Source organism: Streptococcus uberis (genome assembly GCF_900475595.1).
Taxonomy (GTDB): domain Bacteria; phylum Bacillota; class Bacilli; order Lactobacillales; family Streptococcaceae; genus Streptococcus; species Streptococcus uberis.
In genome coordinates this window covers 1,771,498-1,796,242 of the sequence record NZ_LS483397.1, presented here as the reverse complement: position 1 = coordinate 1,796,242, position 24,745 = coordinate 1,771,498, and the positions used below count along the sequence as shown (strand labels likewise).

At 35.9% G+C, this 24,745-nt stretch carries 23 protein-coding genes; 20 read left to right on the top strand and 3 right to left on the bottom strand.

Going from position 1 to position 24,745, the window contains the following annotated elements; genetic code table 11:
- The first annotated feature begins 164 nt into the window (after positions 1–164).
- The 4 genes from DQM95_RS09210 to DQM95_RS09195 all read left to right on the top strand — a co-directional run bounded on the left by DQM95_RS09210 (position 165) and on the right by DQM95_RS09195 (position 5,030).
- Positions 165–617 carry a MarR family winged helix-turn-helix transcriptional regulator gene (locus DQM95_RS09210; protein WP_037592580.1) on the top strand — a complete coding sequence of 151 codons (453 nt, stop codon included), beginning with the start codon at positions 165–167 and terminating at the stop codon, positions 615–617.
- Positions 610–2,319 (top strand): ABC transporter ATP-binding protein, encoded by a 1,710-nt coding sequence (locus DQM95_RS09205; RefSeq protein WP_046391647.1) that lies wholly within the window; start codon positions 610–612, stop codon positions 2,317–2,319. Before DQM95_RS09210 ends, DQM95_RS09205 begins: the two co-directional genes overlap by 8 nt.
- Complete coding sequence (locus DQM95_RS09200; RefSeq protein WP_046391646.1) at positions 2,319–4,103, top strand: ABC transporter ATP-binding protein; 1,785 nt, start codon at positions 2,319–2,321, stop codon at positions 4,101–4,103. Before DQM95_RS09205 ends, DQM95_RS09200 begins: the two co-directional genes overlap by 1 nt.
- 162 nt (positions 4,104–4,265) lie before the next feature.
- Positions 4,266–5,030 (top strand): epoxyqueuosine reductase QueH, encoded by a 765-nt coding sequence (locus tag DQM95_RS09195; RefSeq protein WP_037592581.1) that lies wholly within the window; start codon positions 4,266–4,268, stop codon positions 5,028–5,030.
- Positions 5,031–5,072: 42 nt separating this feature from the next.
- Here DQM95_RS09195 and DQM95_RS09190 read toward each other — a convergent pair whose 3' ends face one another.
- Positions 5,073–6,320, bottom strand: a complete 1,248-nt coding sequence (locus DQM95_RS09190; RefSeq protein ID WP_037592582.1) for an NAD(P)H-dependent oxidoreductase — start codon at positions 6,318–6,320, stop codon at positions 5,073–5,075.
- A gap of 18 nt (positions 6,321–6,338) precedes the next feature.
- Positions 6,339–6,941 (bottom strand): NADPH-dependent FMN reductase, encoded by a 603-nt coding sequence (locus DQM95_RS09185; protein ID WP_015911978.1) that lies wholly within the window; start codon positions 6,939–6,941, stop codon positions 6,339–6,341.
- 188 nt (positions 6,942–7,129) lie between these two features.
- On the opposite strand from DQM95_RS09185, the gene DQM95_RS09180 reads away from it, so the two are divergent.
- The 16 genes from DQM95_RS09180 to jag all read left to right on the top strand — a co-directional run bounded on the left by DQM95_RS09180 (position 7,130) and on the right by jag (position 24,261).
- Positions 7,130–7,489, top strand: a complete 360-nt coding sequence (locus DQM95_RS09180; RefSeq protein WP_015911977.1) for a YbaN family protein — start codon at positions 7,130–7,132, stop codon at positions 7,487–7,489.
- 115 nt (positions 7,490–7,604) lie between these two features.
- On the top strand, positions 7,605–8,051 hold the full coding sequence (locus tag DQM95_RS09175) for a dUTP diphosphatase (protein WP_037592584.1): 447 nt from the start codon (positions 7,605–7,607) through the stop codon (positions 8,049–8,051).
- Between the two features lie 47 nt (positions 8,052–8,098).
- Entirely contained in the window at positions 8,099–9,466 is a 1,368-nt protein-coding gene (gene radA / locus DQM95_RS09170; RefSeq protein ID WP_015911975.1) for a DNA repair protein RadA, read from the top strand.
- A gap of 159 nt (positions 9,467–9,625) precedes the next feature.
- Positions 9,626–10,123, top strand: a complete 498-nt coding sequence (locus tag DQM95_RS09165; RefSeq protein ID WP_015911974.1) for a beta-class carbonic anhydrase — start codon at positions 9,626–9,628, stop codon at positions 10,121–10,123.
- Positions 10,124–10,318: 195 nt separating this feature from the next.
- On the top strand, positions 10,319–11,032 hold the full coding sequence (locus DQM95_RS09160) for a TIGR00266 family protein (RefSeq protein WP_015911973.1): 714 nt from the start codon (positions 10,319–10,321) through the stop codon (positions 11,030–11,032).
- Between the two features lie 183 nt (positions 11,033–11,215).
- On the top strand, positions 11,216–12,661 hold the full coding sequence (gene gltX, locus DQM95_RS09155) for a glutamate--tRNA ligase (protein WP_046388361.1): 1,446 nt from the start codon (positions 11,216–11,218) through the stop codon (positions 12,659–12,661).
- A 260-nt stretch (positions 12,662–12,921) separates the two neighbouring features.
- Positions 12,922–14,208, top strand: coding sequence for a hypothetical protein (locus DQM95_RS09150; protein WP_037592586.1), 1,287 nt, complete (start codon positions 12,922–12,924; stop codon positions 14,206–14,208).
- 54 nt (positions 14,209–14,262) lie between these two features.
- Positions 14,263–15,540, top strand: a complete 1,278-nt coding sequence (locus tag DQM95_RS09145) for a sensor histidine kinase (RefSeq protein ID WP_170123124.1) — start codon at positions 14,263–14,265, stop codon at positions 15,538–15,540.
- Positions 15,541–15,613: 73 nt separating this feature from the next.
- Entirely contained in the window at positions 15,614–16,966 is a 1,353-nt protein-coding gene (locus tag DQM95_RS09140) for a GHKL domain-containing protein (RefSeq protein ID WP_037592587.1), read from the top strand.
- Positions 16,963–18,273 (top strand): GHKL domain-containing protein, encoded by a 1,311-nt coding sequence (locus tag DQM95_RS09135; RefSeq protein ID WP_037592589.1) that lies wholly within the window; start codon positions 16,963–16,965, stop codon positions 18,271–18,273. Before DQM95_RS09140 ends, DQM95_RS09135 begins: the two co-directional genes overlap by 4 nt.
- A gap of 1 nt (position 18,274) precedes the next feature.
- On the top strand, positions 18,275–19,012 hold the full coding sequence (locus DQM95_RS09130) for a response regulator transcription factor (protein WP_037592591.1): 738 nt from the start codon (positions 18,275–18,277) through the stop codon (positions 19,010–19,012).
- Between the two features lie 467 nt (positions 19,013–19,479).
- Positions 19,480–20,679 carry an argininosuccinate synthase gene (locus tag DQM95_RS09125; RefSeq protein WP_015911966.1) on the top strand — a complete coding sequence of 400 codons (1,200 nt, stop codon included), beginning with the start codon at positions 19,480–19,482 and terminating at the stop codon, positions 20,677–20,679.
- Positions 20,676–22,058 carry an argininosuccinate lyase gene (argH, locus tag DQM95_RS09120; RefSeq protein ID WP_015911965.1) on the top strand — a complete coding sequence of 461 codons (1,383 nt, stop codon included), beginning with the start codon at positions 20,676–20,678 and terminating at the stop codon, positions 22,056–22,058. The genes DQM95_RS09125 and argH overlap by 4 nt, the downstream gene beginning before the upstream one ends.
- A gap of 87 nt (positions 22,059–22,145) precedes the next feature.
- Positions 22,146–22,505 (top strand): ribonuclease P protein component, encoded by a 360-nt coding sequence (gene rnpA / locus DQM95_RS09115; RefSeq protein WP_015911964.1) that lies wholly within the window; start codon positions 22,146–22,148, stop codon positions 22,503–22,505.
- A gap of 19 nt (positions 22,506–22,524) precedes the next feature.
- Positions 22,525–23,301 carry a YidC/Oxa1 family membrane protein insertase gene (locus tag DQM95_RS09110; RefSeq protein ID WP_100912337.1) on the top strand — a complete coding sequence of 259 codons (777 nt, stop codon included), beginning with the start codon at positions 22,525–22,527 and terminating at the stop codon, positions 23,299–23,301.
- Between the two features lie 12 nt (positions 23,302–23,313).
- A complete protein-coding gene (gene jag, locus DQM95_RS09105) occupies positions 23,314–24,261 on the top strand; it encodes an RNA-binding cell elongation regulator Jag/EloR (protein ID WP_037592594.1) in 948 nt (315 codons plus the stop codon).
- 30 nt (positions 24,262–24,291) lie between these two features.
- On the opposite strand, the gene DQM95_RS09100 is transcribed toward jag, so the two are convergent.
- The gene (locus DQM95_RS09100) at positions 24,292–24,744 is read right to left on the bottom strand and encodes an SRPBCC family protein (protein WP_111686008.1); all 453 of its coding nucleotides are present in this window, start codon (positions 24,742–24,744) and stop codon (positions 24,292–24,294) included.
- Position 24,745: the final 1 nt, after the last annotated feature.

Sequence of the window (24,745 nt, the reverse complement as noted above, 5' to 3'; positions counted from 1 at the left end):
CACTTCATTATAACATAAGAGCCCCTAATACTCTATTAGAAATAGTGTTTGAGGCTCATGTGAAAACTATTGAAAAATAATAAATTTTTCAGAAATAATCAATTTCCTTGACAATAGTTCTCTTAAGAACTAAAATGGTTTTCACGAGAACTAAGGAGGATGCCATGTCAAGGATTATTGCTGATTTAAGAGAGTTAACCCATCAGATAGAACAAATTAGTGAAGAGGTTGCTCGAAAGTATCATATCGATCATTTAGCTGGACCTCAAGGGCATGTCCTTATTTATTTGGATAAGCATCAAAATCAAGAAATATATGTTAAGGATATTGAAAATGCCCTTTGTATTTCAAAATCCGTAGCTAGTAATCTCGTTAAGCGAATGGAAAAAAATGGCTTCATTGATATCATTCCTTCTCAAACAGATAAACGCTATAAACGAGTTGTGATTACGGACAAAGGACTTGAAAAATTGCCATTGGTACAAGAGTGTCGAAGAGACATAGAGAATTATTTCTTTAAGGAAATCACTAGAGAAGAATTTTTTACTGTTCGTAAAGTTATCGATCAATTGAAACAAAATATGCTAGATTATAAAAAAGGAGAAGATCATGCTTAAAAAAGCCATCTTACGTTATAAATGGTTTGCAATAGCATCTATCATAATGACAATTGCAGTTGTCGCAAGTACCTTACTGCAACCTCATTATTTGAAGGATGTCCTAGAAGCAGTTATTAAAAACGACAAATCAAAGATTTCAGAGGTAGGGTCTCTGCTACTGATTATTGCAGGAGTGGGGTTAGTTGCAGGTACTATCAATACCATTTTATCAGCCAAAATTGCTCAAGGAGTTTCAGCTGATATTAGGGAAGCAACTTTCCGTAAAATTCAAAGTTTTTCATATGCAAATGTTGAAAAATTTAATGCTGGTAATTTAGTTGTTCGCATGACCAATGATGTGAGTCAAATTCAAAACTTGGTTATGATGCTTTTCCAAGTCTTATTTAGATTGCCAATTCTATTTATTGGTTCCTTTTATATGGCTGTTCAAACATTACCTAAATTATGGTGGGTACTCATCTTGATGGTTGTTATGATTGCTATCATAATGGCTTTAGTGATGAGTCAAATGGGTCCAAAATTTGGAAAATTCCAAGCCTTAATGGACCAAATCAACCGCATTGCTAAAGAAAATTTGCGTGGGGTTCGTGTGGTTAAATCTTTCGTTCAAGAAAGAGAACAGTATGCAAAATTTAAAGAAACTTCCAATGAACTGTTAGGTCTTAATCTCTTTATTGGATATGGCTTCTCATTGATGCAACCAGCGCTTATGTTAGTTTCCTATCTGGCTGTTTATGTTTCAATCATGGTGGTTTCTGGAATGGTTAAAACAGAACCAACGGTCATTGGTAGCATTGCCTCATTTATGACCTATATGATGCAAATCATGTTTGCGATTATCATGGTTGGATTTATGGGGATGCAAGCTAGTCGTGCCTTTATCTCAATTGGACGCTTAAAAGAGATTTTGGAAACAGAACCTGCTATGACTTATATTTCGGATGTCGACGAAGAGATCACAGGAGATATCGTTTTTGACCATGTCAGCTTTGCTTATCCCAATGAAGAAGAAGCCACTCTAAAAGACATTTCTTTCTCAATTGCTTCAGGTCAAATGGTCGGTGTGGTTGGTGCTACTGGATCTGGAAAATCAACTTTAGCTCAATTAATCCCACGTTTGTTTGATCCGCAAGAAGGAACCATTACCATTGGTGGGAAAGACTTAAAATCACTTAGTAAGAAAACCTTGAAGAATAATATCTCAATCGTCTTGCAAAAAGCTATTCTTTTTTCAGGTACCATTGCCGAGAATCTTCGTCAAGGGAATAGCAGAGCAGATTTTGATGCTATGCAAAAGGCGGCAGGGATTGCTCAGGCAAGAGAATTTATTGATCGCATGGAAGACGGCTATAACAGCAAGGTAGAAGAACGAGGCAATAACTTCTCTGGTGGTCAGAAACAACGGATGTCAATTGCGAGAGGGGTTATCAGCAATCCAAAAATTCTTATTTTAGATGATTCCACTTCGGCCCTTGACGCCAAATCTGAAAAATTAGTTCAGGAAGCTTTAAATAAAGATTTACACGGAACAACAACAATCATCATTGCTCAAAAAATTTCATCTGTGGTTAAGGCAGATACCATTTTGGTATTAGACAATGGTCGATTAATTGGACAAGGAAAACATGCGGAATTAATTGAAACGAATGCCGTTTACCGTGAAATATACGAAACACAAAAAGGCAAGGAGGAAGAATAATGAAAACAGCACGTTTTTTCTGGTTTTATTTTAAACGTTATCAATTATCATTTGCCTTGATTTTTGTGGCAATTGTCCTTGCGACCTATTTGCAAGTTAAAGCACCCGTATTTTTAGGAGAATCCTTAACAGAACTTGGTAAAATTGGCCAACAGTATTATGCTGCTAAAATGACCGGACAAACTGGGTTTAAAGCTGACACATCAGCCTTTATGGCGGTTATGTGGAAGCTATTACTCGCTTATTTATTTACAGCCTTAGCCAATTTTGTTTATAGCTTGCTCTTTACACGTATTGTCGCTCAATCGACAAACCGCATGCGTAAGGGTCTCTTTGGCAAATTAGAACGCTTGACGGTTGCCTTTTTTGACAGTCGAAAAGATGGCGCTATTTTATCACGATTCACCAGTGACCTAGATAACATTCAAAATTCACTTAACCAGTCATTAGTACAAGTTGTGACCAATATTGCCTTATATATTGGATTGATTTGGATGATGTTTCGACAAGACACAAGACTGGCTTTATTAACAATGGCTTCAACTCCTGTAGCTCTCATCTTTTTAATCATTATTATTCGCTTGGCTCGTAAATACACTGATATTCAGCAGAAAGAAGTATCGGCACTAAACGCTTATATGGACGAGAAGATTTCCGGTCAAAAAGCAATCATTGTACAAGGTGTCCAAGAAGAAACTGTTGAAGGATTCTTAGAACACAATGAAAGAGTACGAGTTGCGACATTTAAAGGACGCCTCTTCTCAGGTCTACTTTTTCCAGTCATGAATGGAATGAGTTTATTAAACACTGCCATTGTTATTTTTGTTGGGTCAAGTATTGTCTTAAATGATAAATCCATTTCTATGGCAGTAGGTTTAGGCTTAGTTGTCACCTTTGTTCAGTTTTCACAACAATATTACCAACCCATTATGCAGATTGCAGCTTCATGGGGCGAGCTTCAGTTAGCCTTCACAGGCGCTAGCCGCATCCAAGAAATGTTTGATGAGAAAGAAGAGGTACGTCCTCAAAACGCACCGCAATTCACTGAATTAAAAGAAGCTGTGGAAATTAATCATGTTGACTTTAGCTATCTTCCAGGTAAGAAAGTCCTATCTGATGTAACCATTAAGGCGCCAAAAGGGAAAATGGTAGCTGTCGTAGGGCCGACAGGGTCAGGTAAGACAACTATCATGAACTTGCTTAACCGCTTCTATGATGTCGATAGTGGTTCCATTACCTTTGATGGCATTGATATTCGTGATTACGATCTGGATAGTCTTCGTAAAAACGTTGGTATTGTGTTACAAGAGTCAGTGCTCTTCTCAGGTACGATTGCAGATAATATCCGTTTTGGTGATGCCTCCATTAGTCAAGAAATGGTGGAAGTTGCTGCGCGTGCCACACACATTCATGACTTTATCATGACCTTACCAGAGGGATATAACACCAAGGTTTCAGATGATGAAAATATCTTCTCAACTGGGCAAAAGCAATTGATTTCAATTGCCAGAACTTTATTGACTGATCCGCAAGTTTTGATTTTAGATGAAGCAACGTCTAATGTTGACACTGTAACAGAAAGTAAGATTCAAAAAGCCATGGAAGCAATCGTAGCAGGGAGAACCAGCTTCGTCATTGCCCATCGTTTGAAAACGATTCTAAATGCAGATGAAATTATTGTTCTAAAAGATGGTAAAGTGATTGAACAAGGCGATCACCATGAATTGTTACGCCAAAAAGGTTTCTATTCCGAACTATACCACAACCAATTTGTCTTTGAATAATGAAAAGAGCCGATAGTGAACTACCGCCTAATCGTTAGAATTTGTATCTAACTTTTAGGATAGAGGTTATCATTAAGGCTCTTTTTGTGTCTAAAGCTACTTTGACAGTCTTTGAGACATCAAGTATGATAAGAAATAAGTAAAGATTTGAAAGGGGACGAAATGATTAATGTAGAAGATATTCTTGCTAAGGTTAAGCCAAATCAAAAAGTTAATTATGATAAACTAATGCAAGAAATGCGTGACCATTGGATTCTTCAAAAGATACGACCTAGGATTTTGCTACATGTGTGTTGTGCCCCTTGCTCAACTTATAGTTTAGAATATTTAGCAGAATTTGCCGATATTACCGTTTATTTTGCTAATGCAAATATTCATCCTAAATCCGAATACCAGCGTAGGGCACTTGTAACTCAAGAATTTATTAGAGCTTTTAATCAAAAGACAGGTCATAAAGTGACTTATCTAGAAGAAGTTTATCAACCCAATGAATATCAACAAAAAGTGAAAGGATATGAAAAGGAGGCTGAAGGTGGTGAACGCTGTCGTCTTTGTTTCGACTATCGTCTAGATTTGACTGCTCAAAAGGCTCTAGAACTTGGTTTTGACTATTTTGCGAGTGCTTTAACCATCAGTCCCCATAAAAATGCACAGCTCATTAATAAGATTGGTATCGATATTCAAAACTGTTATCAAACTAGGTATCTTCCAAGTGATTTTAAGAAAAATAATGGCTACCGACGTTCAGTACAAATGTGTCAGGAGTACGACATTTATCGTCAATGCTACTGTGGTTGTGTTTATGCCGCTCGTATTCAAGGGATAGATTTGAAAAAAGTAAATAGGGAGGCAAAATCTTTTCTTAAAAACCCAAAAATAGAAGACAAGAAGACGGTGCCTTTTCTTTACCAAGGCAAAGAAATTTAAGACAAAAAAGCCAACTATCAGAGGAGAGTTGGCTTTTATTTGTTAATGCTCAGAGGCACCAGATGTGGCATCAGCAGCAGTGACTACTGGAGTAGCGGTAGCTCCACCTGCATCAGAGGCTCCAGAAGTAGCATCTACACTGGCTTGACTAACAGGCATTGCGCTAGCTTTTCCGCCAGCAAGATACTGACCGGATTCTTTTAAGTACCAATCTAGCCAAGGTTTAAAATTAAAGACAATCTCATTGATTCCTGCAAAAGAACCATCGGGATAGTACATCGCTTGGTAGTTATGAGTATTAATAACTTCTGATGGACCACCAGGTACAATCGTTCGAACGTATTCTTCGTTACCATTACGTAGCGAACCTACCACCCACTCAACATTTTTCATGCGTCCAGGAGGAAGTGATCCGTGAACGGTGGAGAGTCGATTACCGACTTGTTCTGGTAAACGTTTGGCAAACATGGTTTCTGGATCTTGATGGGCATTGTTGTAATAAAGGAATTGGTTGTTGTCATCTGAGTAGGTTAGTTCAAATGGCATAGCTTTTAAGAACATATTGATCTGGTCAACGGTTAAGATACCATGATCGAGCTTGACATAGGTGTCCCCTTCAACAGCATTTACGATTTTAGCGGCTTTTTCAACCCATTCAGGATCATCAGGATCGACGCCAGGAATGGTTGTTGCAATGGGATTGTTACAATCCAAATCTTCTTTGGCGATTGGTTTAGGTTTTCTCAAGGCAGATACAACACCAACATACTTTATAAAGTTATCTAAACAGGTTTCTAAGAATGTCACAGTACCCTCATTTATAATATCGCCATTGTTATCAAAAGCTTCTTTAGCCTTTCCTAGTAAGAATTCATTTCCTGGAAGGGTAAAGGCGTTAACCCCAGGTGCCTCTAAGATTTTACGTAAGTGTACTTGGGCACGGGAAGTGCCTTGATCGTAATAAGATGCACCAACAATCATGACTGGCTTGTTTTCAAGTGGGTGCAAGTTAAAGGATAACCATTCAAGTGTACTCTTAAGAGCAGGAGTAATAGTGTGGTTGTGTTCAGGTGTTGCGATGATAACACCGTCAGCGCGAGTAATTTTATTGTAGAGATATTTAACTGCAAAAGAGTCCGATTGGTCTTCATCTTGGTTAAACATAGGAATATCTTTGATTTCTAAGACTTCCAATTCACATTTTAATTTAAAATGGCGTCTCATGAATTCTAAAAGCATACGGTTGTATGATTGATCTGCGTTTGAGCCAACGATTCCAACAAATTTCATAAGTAAGATCCTTTCTTGTTACAAGTTTTCCCAGTCAAAATCTTCAGCTTCTTTCCGCAAAAGTTCTTGAGCATTAGATAATTTTCCAGCGATTTTGACAAAAATACGGAAATCATCAAAGATAGCATCCAGTTTTTGAATGGTTTCTAAGTCGAAGAGATTACCGTTTGCATCAAAGGCTTGTAAAGAATGGGATAGTAAGAACTCGTCAGGGAGAACGGTTGCTTTCAACTCAGGTGCATTTAAAATTTGACGCAACTGCAATTGAGCACGTGATGAACCTAATGTACCATATGAAGCACCAGTAATCATAACGGGTTTACCAAGTAAAGGGTAGATACCATATGATAACCAAGCTAAAGCATTCATTAAAGAAGCAGGAATGGAATGGTCATATTCAGGAGTACCGATGATAACACCATCAGCCTCTTGGATTTTTGTAGCCATTTCTTTCACCCTCTCAGGTAATTCCTTATTTGCAGGCTTATTGAAAAGTGGTAAATCTTTGATTTCCATGAGTTCAATATCTGCTTTATCTACAAAATGATGTGACATATATTGAAGAAGCTGACGGTTAGTGGAACGACTGGAATTTGTACCGACAAGACCAATGAGTTTCATAGTGTGTCCTCGATTTCTAAAATTTCAAGAGTAGGGCTCTTTCCAATATGATAACGCTTTAATGAAAGAATATCAATTATTTTCCGAATTATTCATTTTTATAAAATGTTATAATAAGCAAATAGATGAGCAGTCAAGTACACATTCTGTTATAATGATTTATTGAAGTAATGAACTAAAGGATTCCTATGAAAAAAACACTATATATTATTGCTGGCTGTGTCAGTTTTGTTTTAGCCATTATTGGCATTCCCTTACCAATTTTACCGACGACTCCTTTGCTCTTATTAGCAGGATTTTGTTTTTCTCGCAGCTCTGATCGTTTTAATAATTGGTTACGTGGAACAAAAGTCTATAAATATTATGTCGGAGATTATTTGGAAACTAGAATTATCAAACGTGAACGCAAAAAACAAATCTTGATTCAGGTTTGGATTTTAATGGGTATTTCTATTATTTTTGCACCTTTTGTCTGGATGAAAATCCTTTTCTTTACGATGACAACAATAATGTCCTTTGTTTTGTTTAAATTTGTGCCAGAAAAATAATTAATACTTTCAAAAAGACTTTTCATAAAAGTCTTTTTTTTGTACGATTTTGCTATTCTTTTACGAATACTTTATAATAGAGACATTAATTATCTAAAGAAGAGGATTTAATCTGATGAAAGTACGTGGCTTTGAATTAATTACAACTTATGCTGATCGAGCGGAGCTTTTGCCCAAAAGAGAAACCAAACACGCTGCCGGTTATGACTTGAAGGTTGCAGAAAGTATGGAAATTGCTCCTGGCGACATTAAATTGGTACCGACAGGTTTGAAGGCCTATATGCAAGATGGTGAAGTTCTCTACTTGTATGACCGTTCGTCAAACCCACGTAAAAAAGGCTTGGTCTTGATTAATTCCGTTGGCGTGATTGATGGAGACTATTATGGTAACCAAGCTAATGAAGGTCATATTTTTGCCCAAATGAAAAATATTTCAGATCAGACGGTTAAGCTTGAAGCGGGAGAGCGCATTGTTCAAGCGGTTTTTGCCCCATACCTTTTAGCTGATGGAGATCAGGCAGATGGTATTCGTATAGGTGGCTTTGGCTCAACAGATCGCTAAAAAGGTTACCAACTCTTGAGAAATAAATAAGGAAGTATTAAATCGAAATGGCTAAAAAGAAAGCGACATATGTTTGTCAGGAGTGTGGCTATCAATCCCCTAAATACCTTGGCAGATGTCCTAATTGCTCAGCTTGGTCTTCTTTTATAGAAGAGGTTGAGGTGAAAGAGGTAAAAAATGCGCGTGTGAGTTTGACTGGGGAGAAAAGTAGACCTGTAAAGCTTAAAGATGTTGATAATATCAATTACGCCCGAACTAAGACGGATATGGAGGAGTTTAACAGAGTTCTTGGCGGAGGTGTCGTACCAGGCAGTTTAATCTTAATCGGTGGCGATCCGGGCATTGGAAAATCTACTTTGCTATTACAAGTGTCCACACAATTAGCAAATAAGGGAACTGTCTTGTATGTATCTGGCGAAGAATCAGCCGAACAAATTAAGCTAAGAAGTGAGCGTTTAGGTGATATTGATAATGAATTTTACCTTTATGCTGAAACCAATATGCAGAGCATTCGTTCGGAAATCGAAAAAATAGCACCTGATTTTTTGATTATAGACTCTATTCAAACCATCATGAGTCCAGAGATTCAAGGTGTTCAGGGATCTGTTAGTCAGGTCCGTGAAGTGACAGCTGAATTAATGCAATTGGCTAAAACGAATAATATAGCGACTTTCATTGTGGGTCATGTCACAAAGGAAGGAACAATTGCTGGCCCACGGATGCTTGAACATATGGTTGACACTGTTCTTTATTTTGAAGGTGAAAGGCATCATACCTTCCGAATTTTGAGGGCAGTTAAAAATCGATTCGGCTCTACAAATGAAATTGGTATTTTTGAAATGCAGTCAGGTGGTCTGGTTGAAGTTCTCAATCCGAGTCAAGTGTTTTTAGAAGAACGCTTGGATGGTGCCACAGGTTCTGCCATTGTCGTTACCATGGAAGGCAGTCGTCCGATTTTGGCTGAGGTCCAATCTTTAGTTACGCCTACCGTTTTTGGAAATGCCAGAAGAACGACCACAGGTCTTGATTTTAACAGAATTAGCTTGATTATGGCTGTTTTAGAAAAACGATGTGGTCTTTTATTACAAAATCAAGATGCCTATCTGAAGTCAGCTGGTGGAGTTAAGTTAGATGAACCTGCTATCGATTTGGCTGTCGCAGTAGCCATTGCCTCTAGCTACAAAGAAATGCCGACAAACCCCCAAGAAGCCTTTTTAGGTGAAATTGGGCTGACAGGTGAAATCAGAAGGGTAACTCGAATGGAACAAAGAATCAACGAAGCGGCTAAATTAGGCTTTACAAAAATTTATGCCCCCAAAAATGCATTACATGGTATTGATATTCCCAAAGGGATTCAAGTTGTAGGGGTCACAACCGTCGGTGAGGTTTTAAAGGCAGTATTTTCCAAAGCTTAAACAATCATAGTTAACGAATGTTTTGATATATAAAAGCAAATGGATGTGTAAAAAACGAACATAAATGAAAAACAGTTCAATTTTCAGACTTTTTCACGAAAAAGTGATAAGATATGACATAGATAAGGAAAGATTGTCAATTCGTCTTAGGAGGACATTATGTCATATTTTGAACATTTTTTATCAGCTAATGGTGCTTATGTGGATTTACATGGCACTGCCCATTTACCTCTAAAACCTAAAACTCGAGTAGCTATTCTGACCTGTATGGATTCACGTTTGCACGTTGCGCAAGCTTTAGGTTTAGCATTAGGAGATGCCCATATCTTAAGAAATGCTGGTGGAAGAGCGACTGAAGATATGATTCGTTCTTTAGTTATTTCACAGCAACAAATGGGAACACGTGAGATTGTGGTCCTCCATCATACCGATTGTGGGGCTCAGACGTTTACAAATGAAGGCTTCGCTCAACATATTCATCATGAATTAGGTGTGGATGTTTCTGGTCAAGATTTCTTACCTTTCCAAGATGTGGAAGAATCTGTCCGTGAAGATATGCGAATTTTGTTAGATTCACCATTAATTCCGAGTGACGTTGTCATAAACGGTGCTGTTTATGATGTTGATACTGGCAAAATGACACAAGTCATTCTTTAAAACATACGTTTATAGAGTCTGGGATATTAAATCCTAGGCTTTTTTGATGTCATTTTTGCCTGGGACAATTAATCTGCTATCATCATATTTTTTCACTTCATCTTTATTGTGCAAATATTGGACAAAAGTTGTGATAATGACTATACTGAAGGTGATGAGACATCACTATTATTGGAGATTTAAAGGAGAATCACAATGGCAGACAATCGGATGAAGTATAGAATTGATTCAAACATGCAATTCCCATTGGTTGAGATTGATTTGGAAAAGGGTGAGTCAATCTACTTACAACATGGTAGCATGGTTTATCACAATCCCGAAGTCGAATTGACGACAAAGCTAAATAGCAAAGGGTCTGGCTTGGGTAAACTAGTTGGAGCCATAGGTCGTTCAATGGTATCGGGAGAATCAGTTTTTATCACCCAAGCGCACTCTAGTGGTGATAACGGCAAAATTGCGCTAGCTCCAAATACTCCTGGACAAGTTATTGCACTAGAATTGGGAGCGAAACAATACCGTCTTAATGATGGTGCTTTCTTGGCTTTAGATGGTTCTGCACAATACACAATGGAACGTCAAAGCATTGGCAAGGCTTTATTTGGCGGTCAAGGTGGGCTTTTTGTCATGACGACTAATGGCCAAGGCACACTCTTAGCAAACTCCTTTGGCTCTATCAAGAAAATTGAGCTAACTGGCGGTGAAATGACCATCGACAACGCTCACGTAGTGGCATGGAGTAAAGAGTTAGATTATGATATTCATTTAGAAAATGGCTTTATGCAGTCAATTGGAACAGGCGAAGGTGTTGTCAATACCTTCCGAGGTGTCGGTGACATCTATATACAAACCTTAAACCTTCAACAATTCGCCTCATCACTCCAAAAATATATCGTAACAAGTGGCAACTAAAAATCAGATAAATCAGTCTATTTAAGGCTGATTTTTTTCGCTCCAAGCTATAAAATGTGCTATAATAGTAAAGATTTAAAACATTAAGAGTTAGTAGAAAAACAAAAGAGAACAAGCTCAAGCCCCATTGTTGCTTGTTTTTAGCTGACTAAAATGCTTTTTAATAGGAATAGGAGAATTAGAATGTCTAAACCAATTCGTGTGCGTTACGCACCAAGTCCAACAGGCTTATTGCACATCGGTAATGCCCGTACAGCACTCTTTAACTATCTTTATGCCCGTCATCACGGTGGAACTTTCATTATTCGTATTGAAGATACAGACCGTAAACGACATGTCGAAGATGGTGAGCGCTCACAGCTTGAAAATCTCAAGTGGTTGGGAATGGATTGGGACGAAAGCCCTCAAACCCATGAAAACTACCGTCAATCTGAACGCCTAGAACTTTATCAAAAATACATTGATGAGCTTTTGGAAAAAGGCTTAGCCTACAAATCTTATGTTACCGAAGAAGAACTAGCAGCAGAACGTGAAAGACAAGAAGCAGCTGGCGAAACGCCTCGATACATCAATGAGTTTATTGGCATGTCTGAAGAGGAAAAATCAGCTTATATTGCTGAGCGTGAAGCTAAAGGGATTATTCCAACTGTTCGTTTAAAAGTTAATGAATCAGGCATCTACAAATGGACGGATATGGTAAAAGGCGACATTGAATTTGAAGGTGGCAACATCGGTGGTGACTGGGTTATTCAGAAAAAAGATGGTTACCCAACTTATAACTTTGCTGTTGTTATTGATGACCACGATATGCAAATTTCACATGTTATTCGTGGAGATGATCATATCGCCAATACACCAAAACAATTAATGGTCTATGAAGCTCTTGGTTGGGAAGCACCTGAATTTGGACACATGACCTTGATCATTAATTCTGAAACTGGTAAAAAGTTATCAAAACGTGATACCAATACGCTTCAATTTATTGAAGACTACCGTAAAAAAGGCTATCTTCCAGAAGCGGTATTTAACTTTATTGCCCTCTTGGGTTGGAATCCGGGTGGAGAAGATGAAATCTTCACTAGAGAACAATTAATTGAGCTCTTTGATGAAAATCGCCTCAGTAAGTCACCAGCTGCTTTTGATCAGAAAAAAATGGATTGGATGAGTAATGACTATCTCAAACATGCTGATTTTGATAAAGTCTTTGACATGTGTAAACCTTTCTTAGAAGAAGCTGGCCGTTTAACAGAAAAAGCTGAAAAATTAGTGGAACTTTACCAACCGCAATTAAAATCAGCTGATGAAATTGTCCCACTAACAGATCTCTTCTTCAGTGATTTCCCAGAATTAACCGAAGCTGAAAAAGAAGTGATGGCAGGGGAAACTGTTCCAGTTGTGCTTAAAGCTTTTAAAGAAAAACTGGAAGCCATGTCTGATGACGAATTCAAACCAGAGAATATCTTCCCTCAAATTAAAGCTGTTCAAAAAGAAACAGGAATCAAAGGGAAAAATCTCTTTATGCCAATTCGTATCGCTGTATCAGGTGAAATGCATGGACCAGAATTGCCAAATACAATCTACTTATTAGGCCGTGAAAAATCAATTCAACACATTGCTAATATGTTATAAGAAAGAAACTCTTGATTGTTTCAAGAGTTTTTTTGTGACTTTTTAAGGAGAATGGGGCATCCTAATTGCCTATTTGTGATTGGTATATTCTATTCAAAGTTTATTTATTTACTCAACGAACTAGACAGGAATTATGTTTTAGAACGGTCTTTTACGAGAAAGTGGTAGACCCTGTTCATTGTAAGAAAGATTTCAATATCACCTAAATTGCCATATTCATTTTCTTATAGTATGATAAGTAATGATAAATGGAGGGGACTATGGGACATTTTCAACAAGAAATAATCTTTCATCTGGCTCGTTTTTTTGTGGGATGGATTATTTTCTTTATGACATGTAATGAAAAAGTCAATTGGATACGTATGCTTTTGATGATTTCTTTTGGTATGACTGGGGTTCTGATTTTACGAATTCCTTTTCAAATAGTAGCTATTTCATTAATGTTTGCTTATCACTACTATTACCATCAAAATTATAAGTTAAGACATCATATTTTCTATTCTTTTTTTCCATTTTCTATTTTGAACCTCCTTTATAGGCTTATTCTTTTATATATTCTACCTTTTATTTTAAATGTTCCAGATACAAGTATTTCTGAGAGTCTTCCTCATGTCATCTTGTCTGTTTGTATTGCGTTGCCAACTTTTCTATTTTTAATGAAAGTTTTTAGCATTGAAACGTTTTCATTTATCAGACATTTTTCAAAACACATTAATCTTTTTTTACTGATTAGTGATATTGGAATAGTATCCTATTTAGCTTTTATTCCTTTTGTAAATGCAAATAATAGCGAAATGAATTGGTTACGAAGAATCATAATTCTGCTTTATTTTGTTATTTGTCTCTATTTAATGTCTCATTTGTCAACGTATGCGAGAAAGTTAGCAATTGCCCAAATTGAGGAAGAGAAAAATCAACATATAGAGCTATTAGAAGAATACAATAGTTATATTGAGGAAATGTATCAATCTGTAAAGTCCTTTAAACATGATTATAATAATATGCTGATTAGCTTGGAAGGTAGTATACAGACGGAAGGGCTTGATACTATCAAGAAAGTCTATTACAGTATTGTTGAACAAATGGAAACTAGCATAGACCGACCACTTTCCATTAATTTAGAAGATTTTGCTTCTGTTGAATCTTTTGATTTAAGGACCTTGTTAGCCTTAAGATTTTATGAAGCGAATCAAAAGGGGATCAAAACCTCAATTGACATTAGTTCGCATTGGAAAAGTCGCTATGTGCATTCATCGGATATTTTAGTAATCACTTCAACAATTATTAGCTTGGCTATTGAACGAGCTGTAAATGGAGATAAAAGTTTCTTAAGATTAGAGTTTTTTAGAGATAAGGCTGGTCAAACATTGCGTATTATATCAAGTGTTGATACATCATTAAAAGGGCATGGAAATGATGTGCTGGATTTAATTGATCGTACGAATTTGATTGTGGATGCATATTTGGAGAAATATCCCAAAATGACTTACGAGTCTTATACAAAAGGGCCAACTTCTTATCAATTGTTACGACTTCGCCAACATTAAGAGAAAGGAGCCACTTTGCTAATCCTTTACAAATTAATTCTTTATATGATTGTTATGCTTAATAATCTTATTCTGTTTTTAACCATTTCGAAGGCGCAAGCAAAACTATGGAAGATTTTATTATTTTTCATAGTAACCATTGCTACTATTTTTTTCGTAGATCCTTATTATATTATTTTAGACCCAATTTACTTTTTCGTTTTTAGCCTCTTAATTCGTCCAAACAAATCCTTATCAAATCATGTTTTTTATAGTTTTTTAACTGCAACTATTTCTGATTTTATGTCAAGAATGGTTGGTTATATCATCTTACCAACTCTTTTTCATCAAAGTTATGAATATCTAAGTACTCAGACTTGGTATGTCATACTTGTATATGCTTTGATTTTGCCATTGTATGCTTTTATCCACTGTGTTTTACATATAGACTATGATGCTATTCAATTGGCTAATTCAGAGATGGTCTCAAAAACCTATCAAACTATGAATATTACTATGGTTCTTTTTTATATTTTAGTTCAGTCTTCTATTTTCATTGAGCATTATCTTCCAAGCTTTGCTTTAATTAATGCTTATTATCGACATCTTATTATTTATTTTTATGCTTTGGTATTGTTGTGGGGAATTCTAAATTTAAACAAGATATCAACTAGAACAGTGGCTTTAATAATTAATGAGGAGCGTCAAAAACATTATCATAATCTAGCCAACTATAATCACTATCTTGAGGCCCTTTATCAAGAAATTACAGACTTTCGAAATAAAACGCGAAAGAATTTGTTATTGCTTGAAGAGAGCATTGAAAGTGGGGATAAAAAAAGAATTCAAAAAGATTTTAATGCATACATCCAAAATCATAAAAATCCTTTTCCGGAGCAAAAATATTATTTGGACAAATTGGTTCATTTGAAAATTTCTCCTATAAAGAGTTTGATATCTGCCAAGTTACTTGAGGCACAAGAAAAAGGAATTTCAGTTACCATCGAAATCCCAGATGTCATTAGCACTCTTGCAATGAAAGAAATTGATTTTATCATTGTTTTATCGGTTTTTCTAGATAATGCTATTGAAGCTGCAATGGATTCTCATGGGAAAAGAATAAGATTAGCTATGTTTATGCATGATGAAGCTGTGAATGTTATTATTGAAAATTCGAGTTTAGTCGAAAAAATCAACTTAAATCAGATTTTTGCCTCTGGCTATTCCACAAAAGGTCATAATCGAGGCATTGGTCTTTCCAATGTCATGAAAATTATGAATCGATATCCCAATTGTAGTCTGTCAACTAAGAGCAGTAACTACACTGTGACTCAACATTTGACCATTCACTAGGAATTATCTCGCGTTTGGCGTTTTGATTTATTGATTGGTGAACTTAATACTATTTTTGCTAGAAAGGAGAAGGATGTTAGGAAAAGAATTACTTGGTCTGATTTTTTGTATCGTCGTTTACTATTTTGCTGAGATAAGCATTTTTACCTTTCTGTCAGATATTAAATTACAACTTTGGAAAAAAGCTTTTATTATCTCGGTATTTTTATTTGTTAATCAAGTTAGAATTCTTTCACCGATGCTGATTGATCCTTTTGTCTTCTTGGCAGTGCTCTGGTTGCACGGTGAGAGAAAACTAAACTTAAGAAATATATTTCTTATTTTTGCACCGACAGTATTTGTTGATCTGGTGTCGCGTTTTATTGTATCTATCATACTTCCTTATCTTTTCGCAGTTCATGAGGTTTCTTTCAGTAATGTTTGGATGAATCTCTTGTCATATATTCTGGTCTTTTTTGGATTAGATATGCTAAATTTCTTGGTTGGTAAAGAATACAAACTCTTTTTAAAAGATGAGAGTTCAGAATTTTCAAATCAATTTTACAGTATTTTTTTAGCCTTTATATTCGCTTATTATCTTGATATTTTTGTCGTGATGGGCTTTTCAGATCCTTTTTTGAGCTATCAAAAAGAAATCATTATTCCTAGTGCTTATAAAATACTCTTTTCTGTTTTTACGATTTTTCTTGTCTTTTTACTCTCCTACTTCAATCATAAGTCAACGCACTACTTGGAAGAAAAAATTTCAAATGAACAAGCGGCTTATATCAATAATCTTGAAAATTATGGTCAAAATTTAGAAAAGTTATACCGTAATGTGAAACATTTTCAATTAGACTATTTGGAACGGCTCGATCAAATCGGACATAGTATTGAAAGAGGTAATGTTCGAGAAATTCAGACTGTCTATCAAAAAAGTGTTAACCATTCTAGTGAGTTTTGGGATAAAAATCACTATAGTATATCCAAATTGGGAAAGATTAAAATGTCTTCTGTGAAAAGCCTTCTATCAGCTAAAATTATTGAGGCTGAAAAACTTGGTATAAAGGTTTCTCTTGAGGTGCCGGATGTGATAGAGGATGCTTTAATCCTTCGTTATGATTTGATTTTGATACTTTCTATTTTTTGTGATAATGCGATTGAAGCAGCCATTCATTCAAGTGAAAAAATCATTGAAATAGCTTGTTTTTTATCAGATAAAAACACTTTGTTTATTGTCTCAAATAGTACCTTATGTGAAAAGGTTGATATAAAAGAAATCTATAAAGATGGTATAACGACTAAGGGTACTGGAAGAGGTTTTGGTTTAGCACACGTTTCAAGGATTCTTCGAAAATACACAAATATAACACTTAAAACAAGGAGTCAATCTCATCGTTTTAACCAAACACTCATCATTACCAATCAGGAGGTGTCTCAAAAATGACAACTATCGTCAATGCACTAATACTTTCGGTAATTGTTTTTTTGGACTACTATGTGATTTTTTCGAAAGTTTCAGGTATTAAATTGACTCTTTGGCGAATGCTGTCTATTTTTTCTATTTTTACCATTTGTCATGGATTTGTTCATAGAAGTAATTTATTTGATCCGCTTTTATTTTTGGGTGTAAGTTTTTTATTTGACAGGGATAGGAAATGGTCAGAACATCTTTTTAACAGTTTTTTTACAACCTTATTGATTGAAATGATGTATCGGTTGATAGCAGGTCTCTTGTTACCATCTCTTTTTGGCTATTCCTATGATATTATTAGAACGAGTTTTGGATTCTTGAGTGTCGTATATATCATACTGTTACCAGCAATCTATTTGCTACTTTACATGTTTTCAATTGATTTATCCCTATTCAAATTAATGACCTCTGTTCCCTTAAAACGTCGTCTCTATTTTACCAATTTAGTCATGGTAGGCTATTATCTTTTATTTCATGTTCTCATGCTGATGGATATTTCAGTCATTGACTATTTACAGAAATATAGGATGTTACTGATTATGATTTATATGCTCTTTATGACTTGGATTTTCTTGACCTTAAATCGATTTGCTAAAGATAAACTTCAAGAAAAATTGCATTTGGCTCATTCAGAACGTATTGAGAATCTTAAACGATATAATAATTATATAGAGATGCTCTATCAACAAATTCGGAATGTTAAACATGATTCGGAAAATATCATGATTTCTTTAAAGGATAGTGTTGATAATGGGGATTTGGATACCATTACCTATGTTTATAACAATGTCGTCAGGGCCTCTGGGAATGCTATTGTTAATGTTGGGGAAAACTTTGGTTCGCTAGACAATATTAAAGAATCAGTTATTCGAAGCTTAATTAATTCAAAATTAATTGAAGCACAGCAACAAGGTATTCGTGTCTATATTGAAATACCAGATGATATTGAAGAAAATAGCTTGAAATTAATGGATTTAATTTCGGTTATCACTTATCTTTTAGATAATGCTATTGAAACTGCTAAAGGCAGTCAAAACCCTTTTTTATCGATCGCTTATTTTTGTGAAAACCAAAAGCAGTATTTTATCATTGAAAATAGTACCAAGGTCAAACGTATTAACCTTATGTCACTTTTTGATAAATATTATATCGAAAAGGGAGAGTGTTTATCCCTTAAGGCAAAACAATTTAATGATATACTAGAAGAGAACCCCCAACTGATATTTTCGACTAAAAGTGACTATTTCAGAATGAGACAAATGTTAGAAATGGAAACGTAAGATGAACATTTTTATTCTTGAAGATGATTTTATTCAACAAAATCGTATAGAAGCAACGATTGAAGAAGTTTTGCAAGAGCAAAAAATCACCGTTAGTTATATGGAAGTTTTTTCGAATCCAGATAAACTACTAGATAGTATTCATGAACGTGGTGATCATCAATTATTCTTTTTAGATATTGAGATAAAAAATGCCACAAAGAAAGGGCTTGAAGTAGCTTCTGAAATTAGAAAGATGGATCCCAATGCGGTCATTGTTTTTGTCACAACACATTCAGAATTTGCTCCAATTTCATTTAAATACAAAGTGTCAGCCCTAGATTTCATTGATAAAGCTGTTGATAATCAACAGTTTAAAGAACAAATTAGTGAGTGCATTCAATATACCAAAAAAATGATGTCTACAAAGGAGCCTGAGGAAATGTTTCACTTTGAGACAGCTCAGGCTCGATTAAAATTACCTCAGAAAGATATCCTCTATTTCGCTACTTCAACGACACCTCATAAAGTGTGTCTATGGACTTTAACGGAACGTTTAGAATTTTATGGAAACCTTTCAGAAATTCAGGAAGTTGCACCGAAGCTATTCTTATGTCACAGATCGTTTTTGGTTAATCTTGAAAATGTGGTTCGTATTGATAAATTTGATCAAATGCTCTATTTTGAAAATGGCGATTCTTGTCCGGTTTCAAGGTTAAAAATGAAGCAATTAATCGAAAAATGGGAAATGTTACACTAAACAAGAGTGATTTTGAACATTTTAGGACGAAATTCCGACATTTCAGGAAAAAAAGAAAAATTTTTGAGCATTTTAGCTATAATAAATTCATAGATAAAGACGTCATTTTGTTTCTATCTTAAGAAGTTAATCCCCAATTCAATCAAAATATTGTTTTCTCTCTCTCTCTCCATAAAACAAATAGTATTTTTGATCTAACTTCTCAAGCAGAATAGAACAAAACTTAATTGTCTTTGTTTGGATATGATAACAACTGATTGTATCAGTTGAAAAAACTCGGAGCATTCCGAGTTTTTTTTTTACTTTTGTAAGAATAAATATACATATCTATTGAAGGGGATAGAAATATTTTTCCAGATTATCGTCTGGGAAAAGAGTTTACTTAGAATAAAAATACCAAAACTATTGATTTTTAAATAATTATACGTTATTATAGTCGTTAATAATTATTTAAAAGAGGGTTTTATATGAATAAAAATAAAATTGTGTTGGCTTATTCAGGTGGATTAGATACTTCGGTTGCCATTGCATGGCTCAAGAAAGACTTTGACGTTATTGCGGTCTGTATGGATGTTGGCGAAGGAAAGGATTTACAGTTTATCCATGAAAAGGCGCTTAAAATTGGGGCCATAGAGTCTTATGTTATTGATGTTAAAGAAGAGTTTGCAGAAGCATTTGTATTACCAGCACTACAAGCTCATGCTTTTTATGAACAAAAATATCCATTAGTATCTGCCTTAAGTCGGCCGCTGATTTCCAAAAAGTTGGTTGACATTGCTCATGAATGTGGTGCCACCTATATTGCTCATGGTTGTACCGGAAAAGGTAATGATCAAGTACGTTTTGAAATAGCAATTGCTGCATTAGACCCAACTATTGAAGTCATTGCACCGGTTAGGGACTGGCATTGGTCTCGTGAAGAAGAAATAGCTTTTGCTAAAGAAAATGGTGTTCCGATTCCAGCAGATTTAGATAATCCTTATTCGGTTGATCAAAATTTATGGGGACGTGCTAATGAATGTGGTGTTTTAGAAAACCCATGGAATCAAGCTCCTGAAGAAGCCTATGACATGACTGTTTCACCTGAAGAGGCTCCAGATCGGCCAGAGTATATTGATATTACTTTTGAAGCAGGTGTTCCCATAGCTCTTAATGGAAAAGTTTTGTCACTGGCAAATCTCATTATAGAGTTAAATCAAATTGCAGGTGCACATGGGATTGGTAGAATTGATCATGTTGAAAATCGTTTAGTTGGTATCAAATCACGAGAAATTTATGAATGTCCAGGAGCCATTACTTTGTTAGCGGCCCATAAAGAAATTGAGGATTTAACATTTGTTAGGGAGGTTTCTCACTTTAAACCAATTCTTGAAAATGAATTGTCAAATCTCATCTACAATGGCTTGTGGTATAATCCAGCAACCCAAGCTATTTTGTCCTATCTCAAAGAAACACAGAAAGTAGTTAATGGTATTGCAAAAGTTAAACTATATAAAGGGCATGTACAGGTTGTTGCGCGTCAATCCGATAATTCCTTATATGATGAAAATTTGGCAACCTACACGTCAGCTGATAGTTTTGATCAAGAAGCTGCTATTGGGTTTATTAAGTTGTGGGGGTTACCAACACAGGTCAATGCACAAGTAAATAAAAAAGGGGTTGTATGATGGGAAATCAAAAATTATGGGGCGGACGATTTGAAAAAGGTCTTGAACAGTGGGTCGAAGAATTTGGAGCTTCCATTTCTTTTGATTATAAACTGGCTACTTTTGATATCAAAGCTTCAATTGCCCATGTCAGTATGCTAGGGCAACAAGGTATTATTAGTAAAGATGAGGCTGAGCTTATTAAAACTGGCCTCGAAGACATTCACAGAGATATCCTTGAAGAAGAAATAGTTTTCGACAGTCAAGATGAAGATATTCACATGACTATTGAAAGACAATTATTGGCAAAAATTGGTCCACTTGCTGGGAAATTGCATACTGCAAGGTCGCGAAACGATCAAGTGGCCACCGATATGCATTTGTATTTGAAACATATCTTGGAGGCTCTCTTAGAGAAGTTGCTTCAGCTAAGAAAAGTTCTCGTCACTTTAGCAGAAGAGCATATTGAAACCATATTACCTGGTTATACGCATTTGCAACATGCACAACCAATATCTTTTGGACATCATTTGATGGCTTATTATCAGATGTTTACACGTGATAGTGAACGATTTAAATTTAATATGAAACATACGGATATGTCTCCTCTCGGAGCTGCTGCTCTAGCTGGAACAACGTTTCCTATTGACAGGGAACTAACGGCTCAATTGTTAGGTTTTAATGAACTCTATCACAATTCATTAGATGCAGTGTCCGATCGCGATTTCATCATTGAATTTTTAGCTAATGCCAGTCTGTTGATGATGCATATGAGTCGTTTTTGTGAAGAAATCATTCTTTGGACTTCTTATGAATACCAATTTGTGAGCCTATCAGATTCTTTTTCTACAGGATCTTCCATTATGCCTCAAAAGAAAAATCCAGATATGGCAGAACTCATTCGTGGTAAAACAGGTCGCGTCTATGGAAATCTCTTTTCCTTATTAACAGTTATGAAGGCCTTGCCTTTAGCTTATAATAAAGATTTGCAAGAAGATAAAGAAGGCCTCTTTGACACAGCAGAGACAATACTAGTAGCTGTTGACATATTAGCAGGCATGTTATCGACGATGACTGTCCATAAAGAAACCATGTACCGTGCCACTCAAAAAGACTTTTCAAATGCGACTGAGCTTGCGGATTATCTGGCAAATAAGGATATGCCTTTTCGACAAGCGCATGAAATCGTTGGACAGTTGGTCTTACAAGCCAGTAAAGAAGGAATCTATTTACAGGATATTCCTATTAAAGATTTTAAAGCGATCAGTCCACTTATTGAAGAGGACATCTATGATACCTTAACCTCTAGAGCAGCAGTTGAAAGAAGAACATCGATTGGAGGAACAGGGTTTAATCAAGTTTCTTCTCAAATAGCTCTTGCTCGTAAAGACTTATCATAAATGAGAATAAGCCACAATCTAATAAGGTTGAGGCTTTTTTAGGATTTATGGTATAATGGTACTAATTTAGATAGTTGGAGTTGAAATTTGAAAAAATCCTATCGTGTCAAGCGTGAGAAAGATTTTCAGGCCATTTTTGATGGTGGGAAAAGTACGGCAAATCGAAAATTTGTCATTCATTTTTTAGAAAAAGAACAAGATCACTACCGAGTGGGTATTTCGGTTGGGAAACGGATAGGTAATGCCGTGACCCGAAATGCTGTCAAACGAAAAATTAGACATGTGATAATGGAATTTTCAGATCATCTTAAACGAGATGATTTTGTTGTTATAGCACGAAAAGGTGTGGAGAATCTTGATTATCAGGAAGTGAAACAAAATCTACAACATGTCCTAAAATTAGCCAATTTACTCGAGGAAGGTTTTGAAAGTGAAAAAAAACATTAAAATAGCAGCCTTGTTACCAATGCTAACTCTTTTAGCAGCTTGTAGCCGAGGAAACGTCTCTGCTCAGTCATCAAATGGTTGGGATCAATTAGTTTACTTTTTTGCCAAGTCTGTCCAATGGTTGTCCTTTAATGGTTCAATTGGAATTGGTATTATTCTCTTTACTTTGTTGATACGTATCTTATTGATGCCTTTGTTTAATATGCAAATGAAATCAAGCCAAAAGATGCAAGATATTCAGCCGGAACTCAAAAAGCTTCAGATGAAGTATCCCGGAAAAGATACAGAGAGCCGAATGGCATTAGCAGAGGAAAGCCAAGCACTTTATAAAGCACATGGTGTCAATCCTTATGCTAGTATGTTGCCATTACTGATTCAAATGCCAGTTATGATTGCTTTGTTCCAGGCATTGACCCGTGTACCTTTCTTAAAAACAGGTACTTTTATGTGGGTATCTTTGGCACAACATGACCCCTATTTTATCTTACCTGTTTTAGCGGCAGTCTTAACTTTTTTATCCACTTGGCTTACAAACCTAGCGGCTAGAGAAAAAAATGTTGTCATGACCATTATGACATACATGATGCCCATTATGATTTTTCTGATGGGATTTAAGTTGGCCAGCGGTGTCGTTCTTTATTGGGTTGTTTCAAACGCCTTCCAAGTTTTTCAGTTGTTATTGCTCAATAACCCATTTAAAATTATTGAAGAACGTCGTCGACAAGAACAAGAAGAAAAAGAACGCCGTTTAAGAGAAAGAAGAGCTCGTAAAAAAGCATTAAAACAAAGAAAATAGGGAGATCGCTGTATGGTAGTATTTACAGGCAAAACAGTAGAGGCTGCAATTGAAACAGGCCTCGGGGAATTACAAATTCCTCGCATGAAAGCACATATTCGTGTTATTTCAAAAGAAAAGAAAGGTTTTTTAGGTTTTGGGAAAAAGCTGGCGCAAGTCGATATTGAGCCCATTAACGAAAAAACAGTTTATAAAGCAGATAAAAAAGCGGTCCGAGGTGTCCCTGACGACATTAATCGTCAAAACGCACCTGTTATTAGACCGGATGATGTACGGGTTGCAAAGAATCAGGAGCAAAAAGAAGCTGACGCTATTGACCAACCTGAAGAATTTCAGGCTGATGAAGCAAAGGTTGAAAATCAGCTGCTAACAGAAACAGCTGTGGTGGAAGAAGAAGCAATCGCTGATGAAGAAAAAAGTCTCGAAGGAACTGAAAACGCTGAAGAGCAAAGTTTTGAAGAATTCGTAGCGAGTGAGTTTCCAGAAGATACTGTCAGCAAAGATATTGAAAAAGCAAGTCAAGAAGTTTCTGATTACATCACTAAAATTATTTATGAGATGGATATTGAAGCTACCATTGAAAGAAGTCACAATCGCCGTCAAATCAACTTGCAAATTGAAACGCAAGAAGCAGGACGGGTGATTGGTTATCATGGAAAAGTTTTAAAATCCTTACAATTATTGGCTCAAAACTTTTTACACGACCGTTATTCTAAGAATTTTTCGGTTTCCTTAAATGTTCATGATTATGTTGAGCATCGTACAGAAACTTTAATCGATTTCACGCAAAAAGTAGCTAGTCGTGTTTTGGAAAGTCAAGAGAATTACACTATGGATCCGATGAGTAATAGTGAGCGTAAAATTGTTCATAAAACCATTTCAACTATAGAAGGTGTTGAAAGTTATTCAGAGGGTAATGATCCAAACCGCTATGTGGTTGTCAGTCTTCAAAAACAATAAAAAATAGTTCCTTTTGGGAACTATTTTTTATTAGCGCATTTGTTGGTTAATCCAGTCTTGGCTCTCTTTGAAATATGTCTTCATATCAGGCCATTCTTTGTTGTTGAGATAGTCTGCTAGGCGGTAGTTTTGATTGACCCAACCTGATAAATCACGTTGCGGATGTGGGAAGTTAAGAGGTAATTCTTCAGTGAAGTCTAATTGGCTACCCATTTTTGTTTCTTGTAAAGCGAAGCTAATCCTTGCTCCAAACCAGTCAAAGGTAAAGAGTTCGAGTGGTTTTTCAGCTGTGATGCGCAGCTTTTCTTGAAAGGACTCGTCGGAAAAAAGGAGACTATCTCTTGTTCGGCTAAGTTGAGGGAACCACTCCTCTATGCTCTTATGAGTGGTCAACAGGTCCCAAACGGCTTGTCGATCTTTTGGGACAGTGTAGCTGATGTGAAGTTGGTAGTGGTCAGAATATTTTCTTAGTGTCTTTTTCATA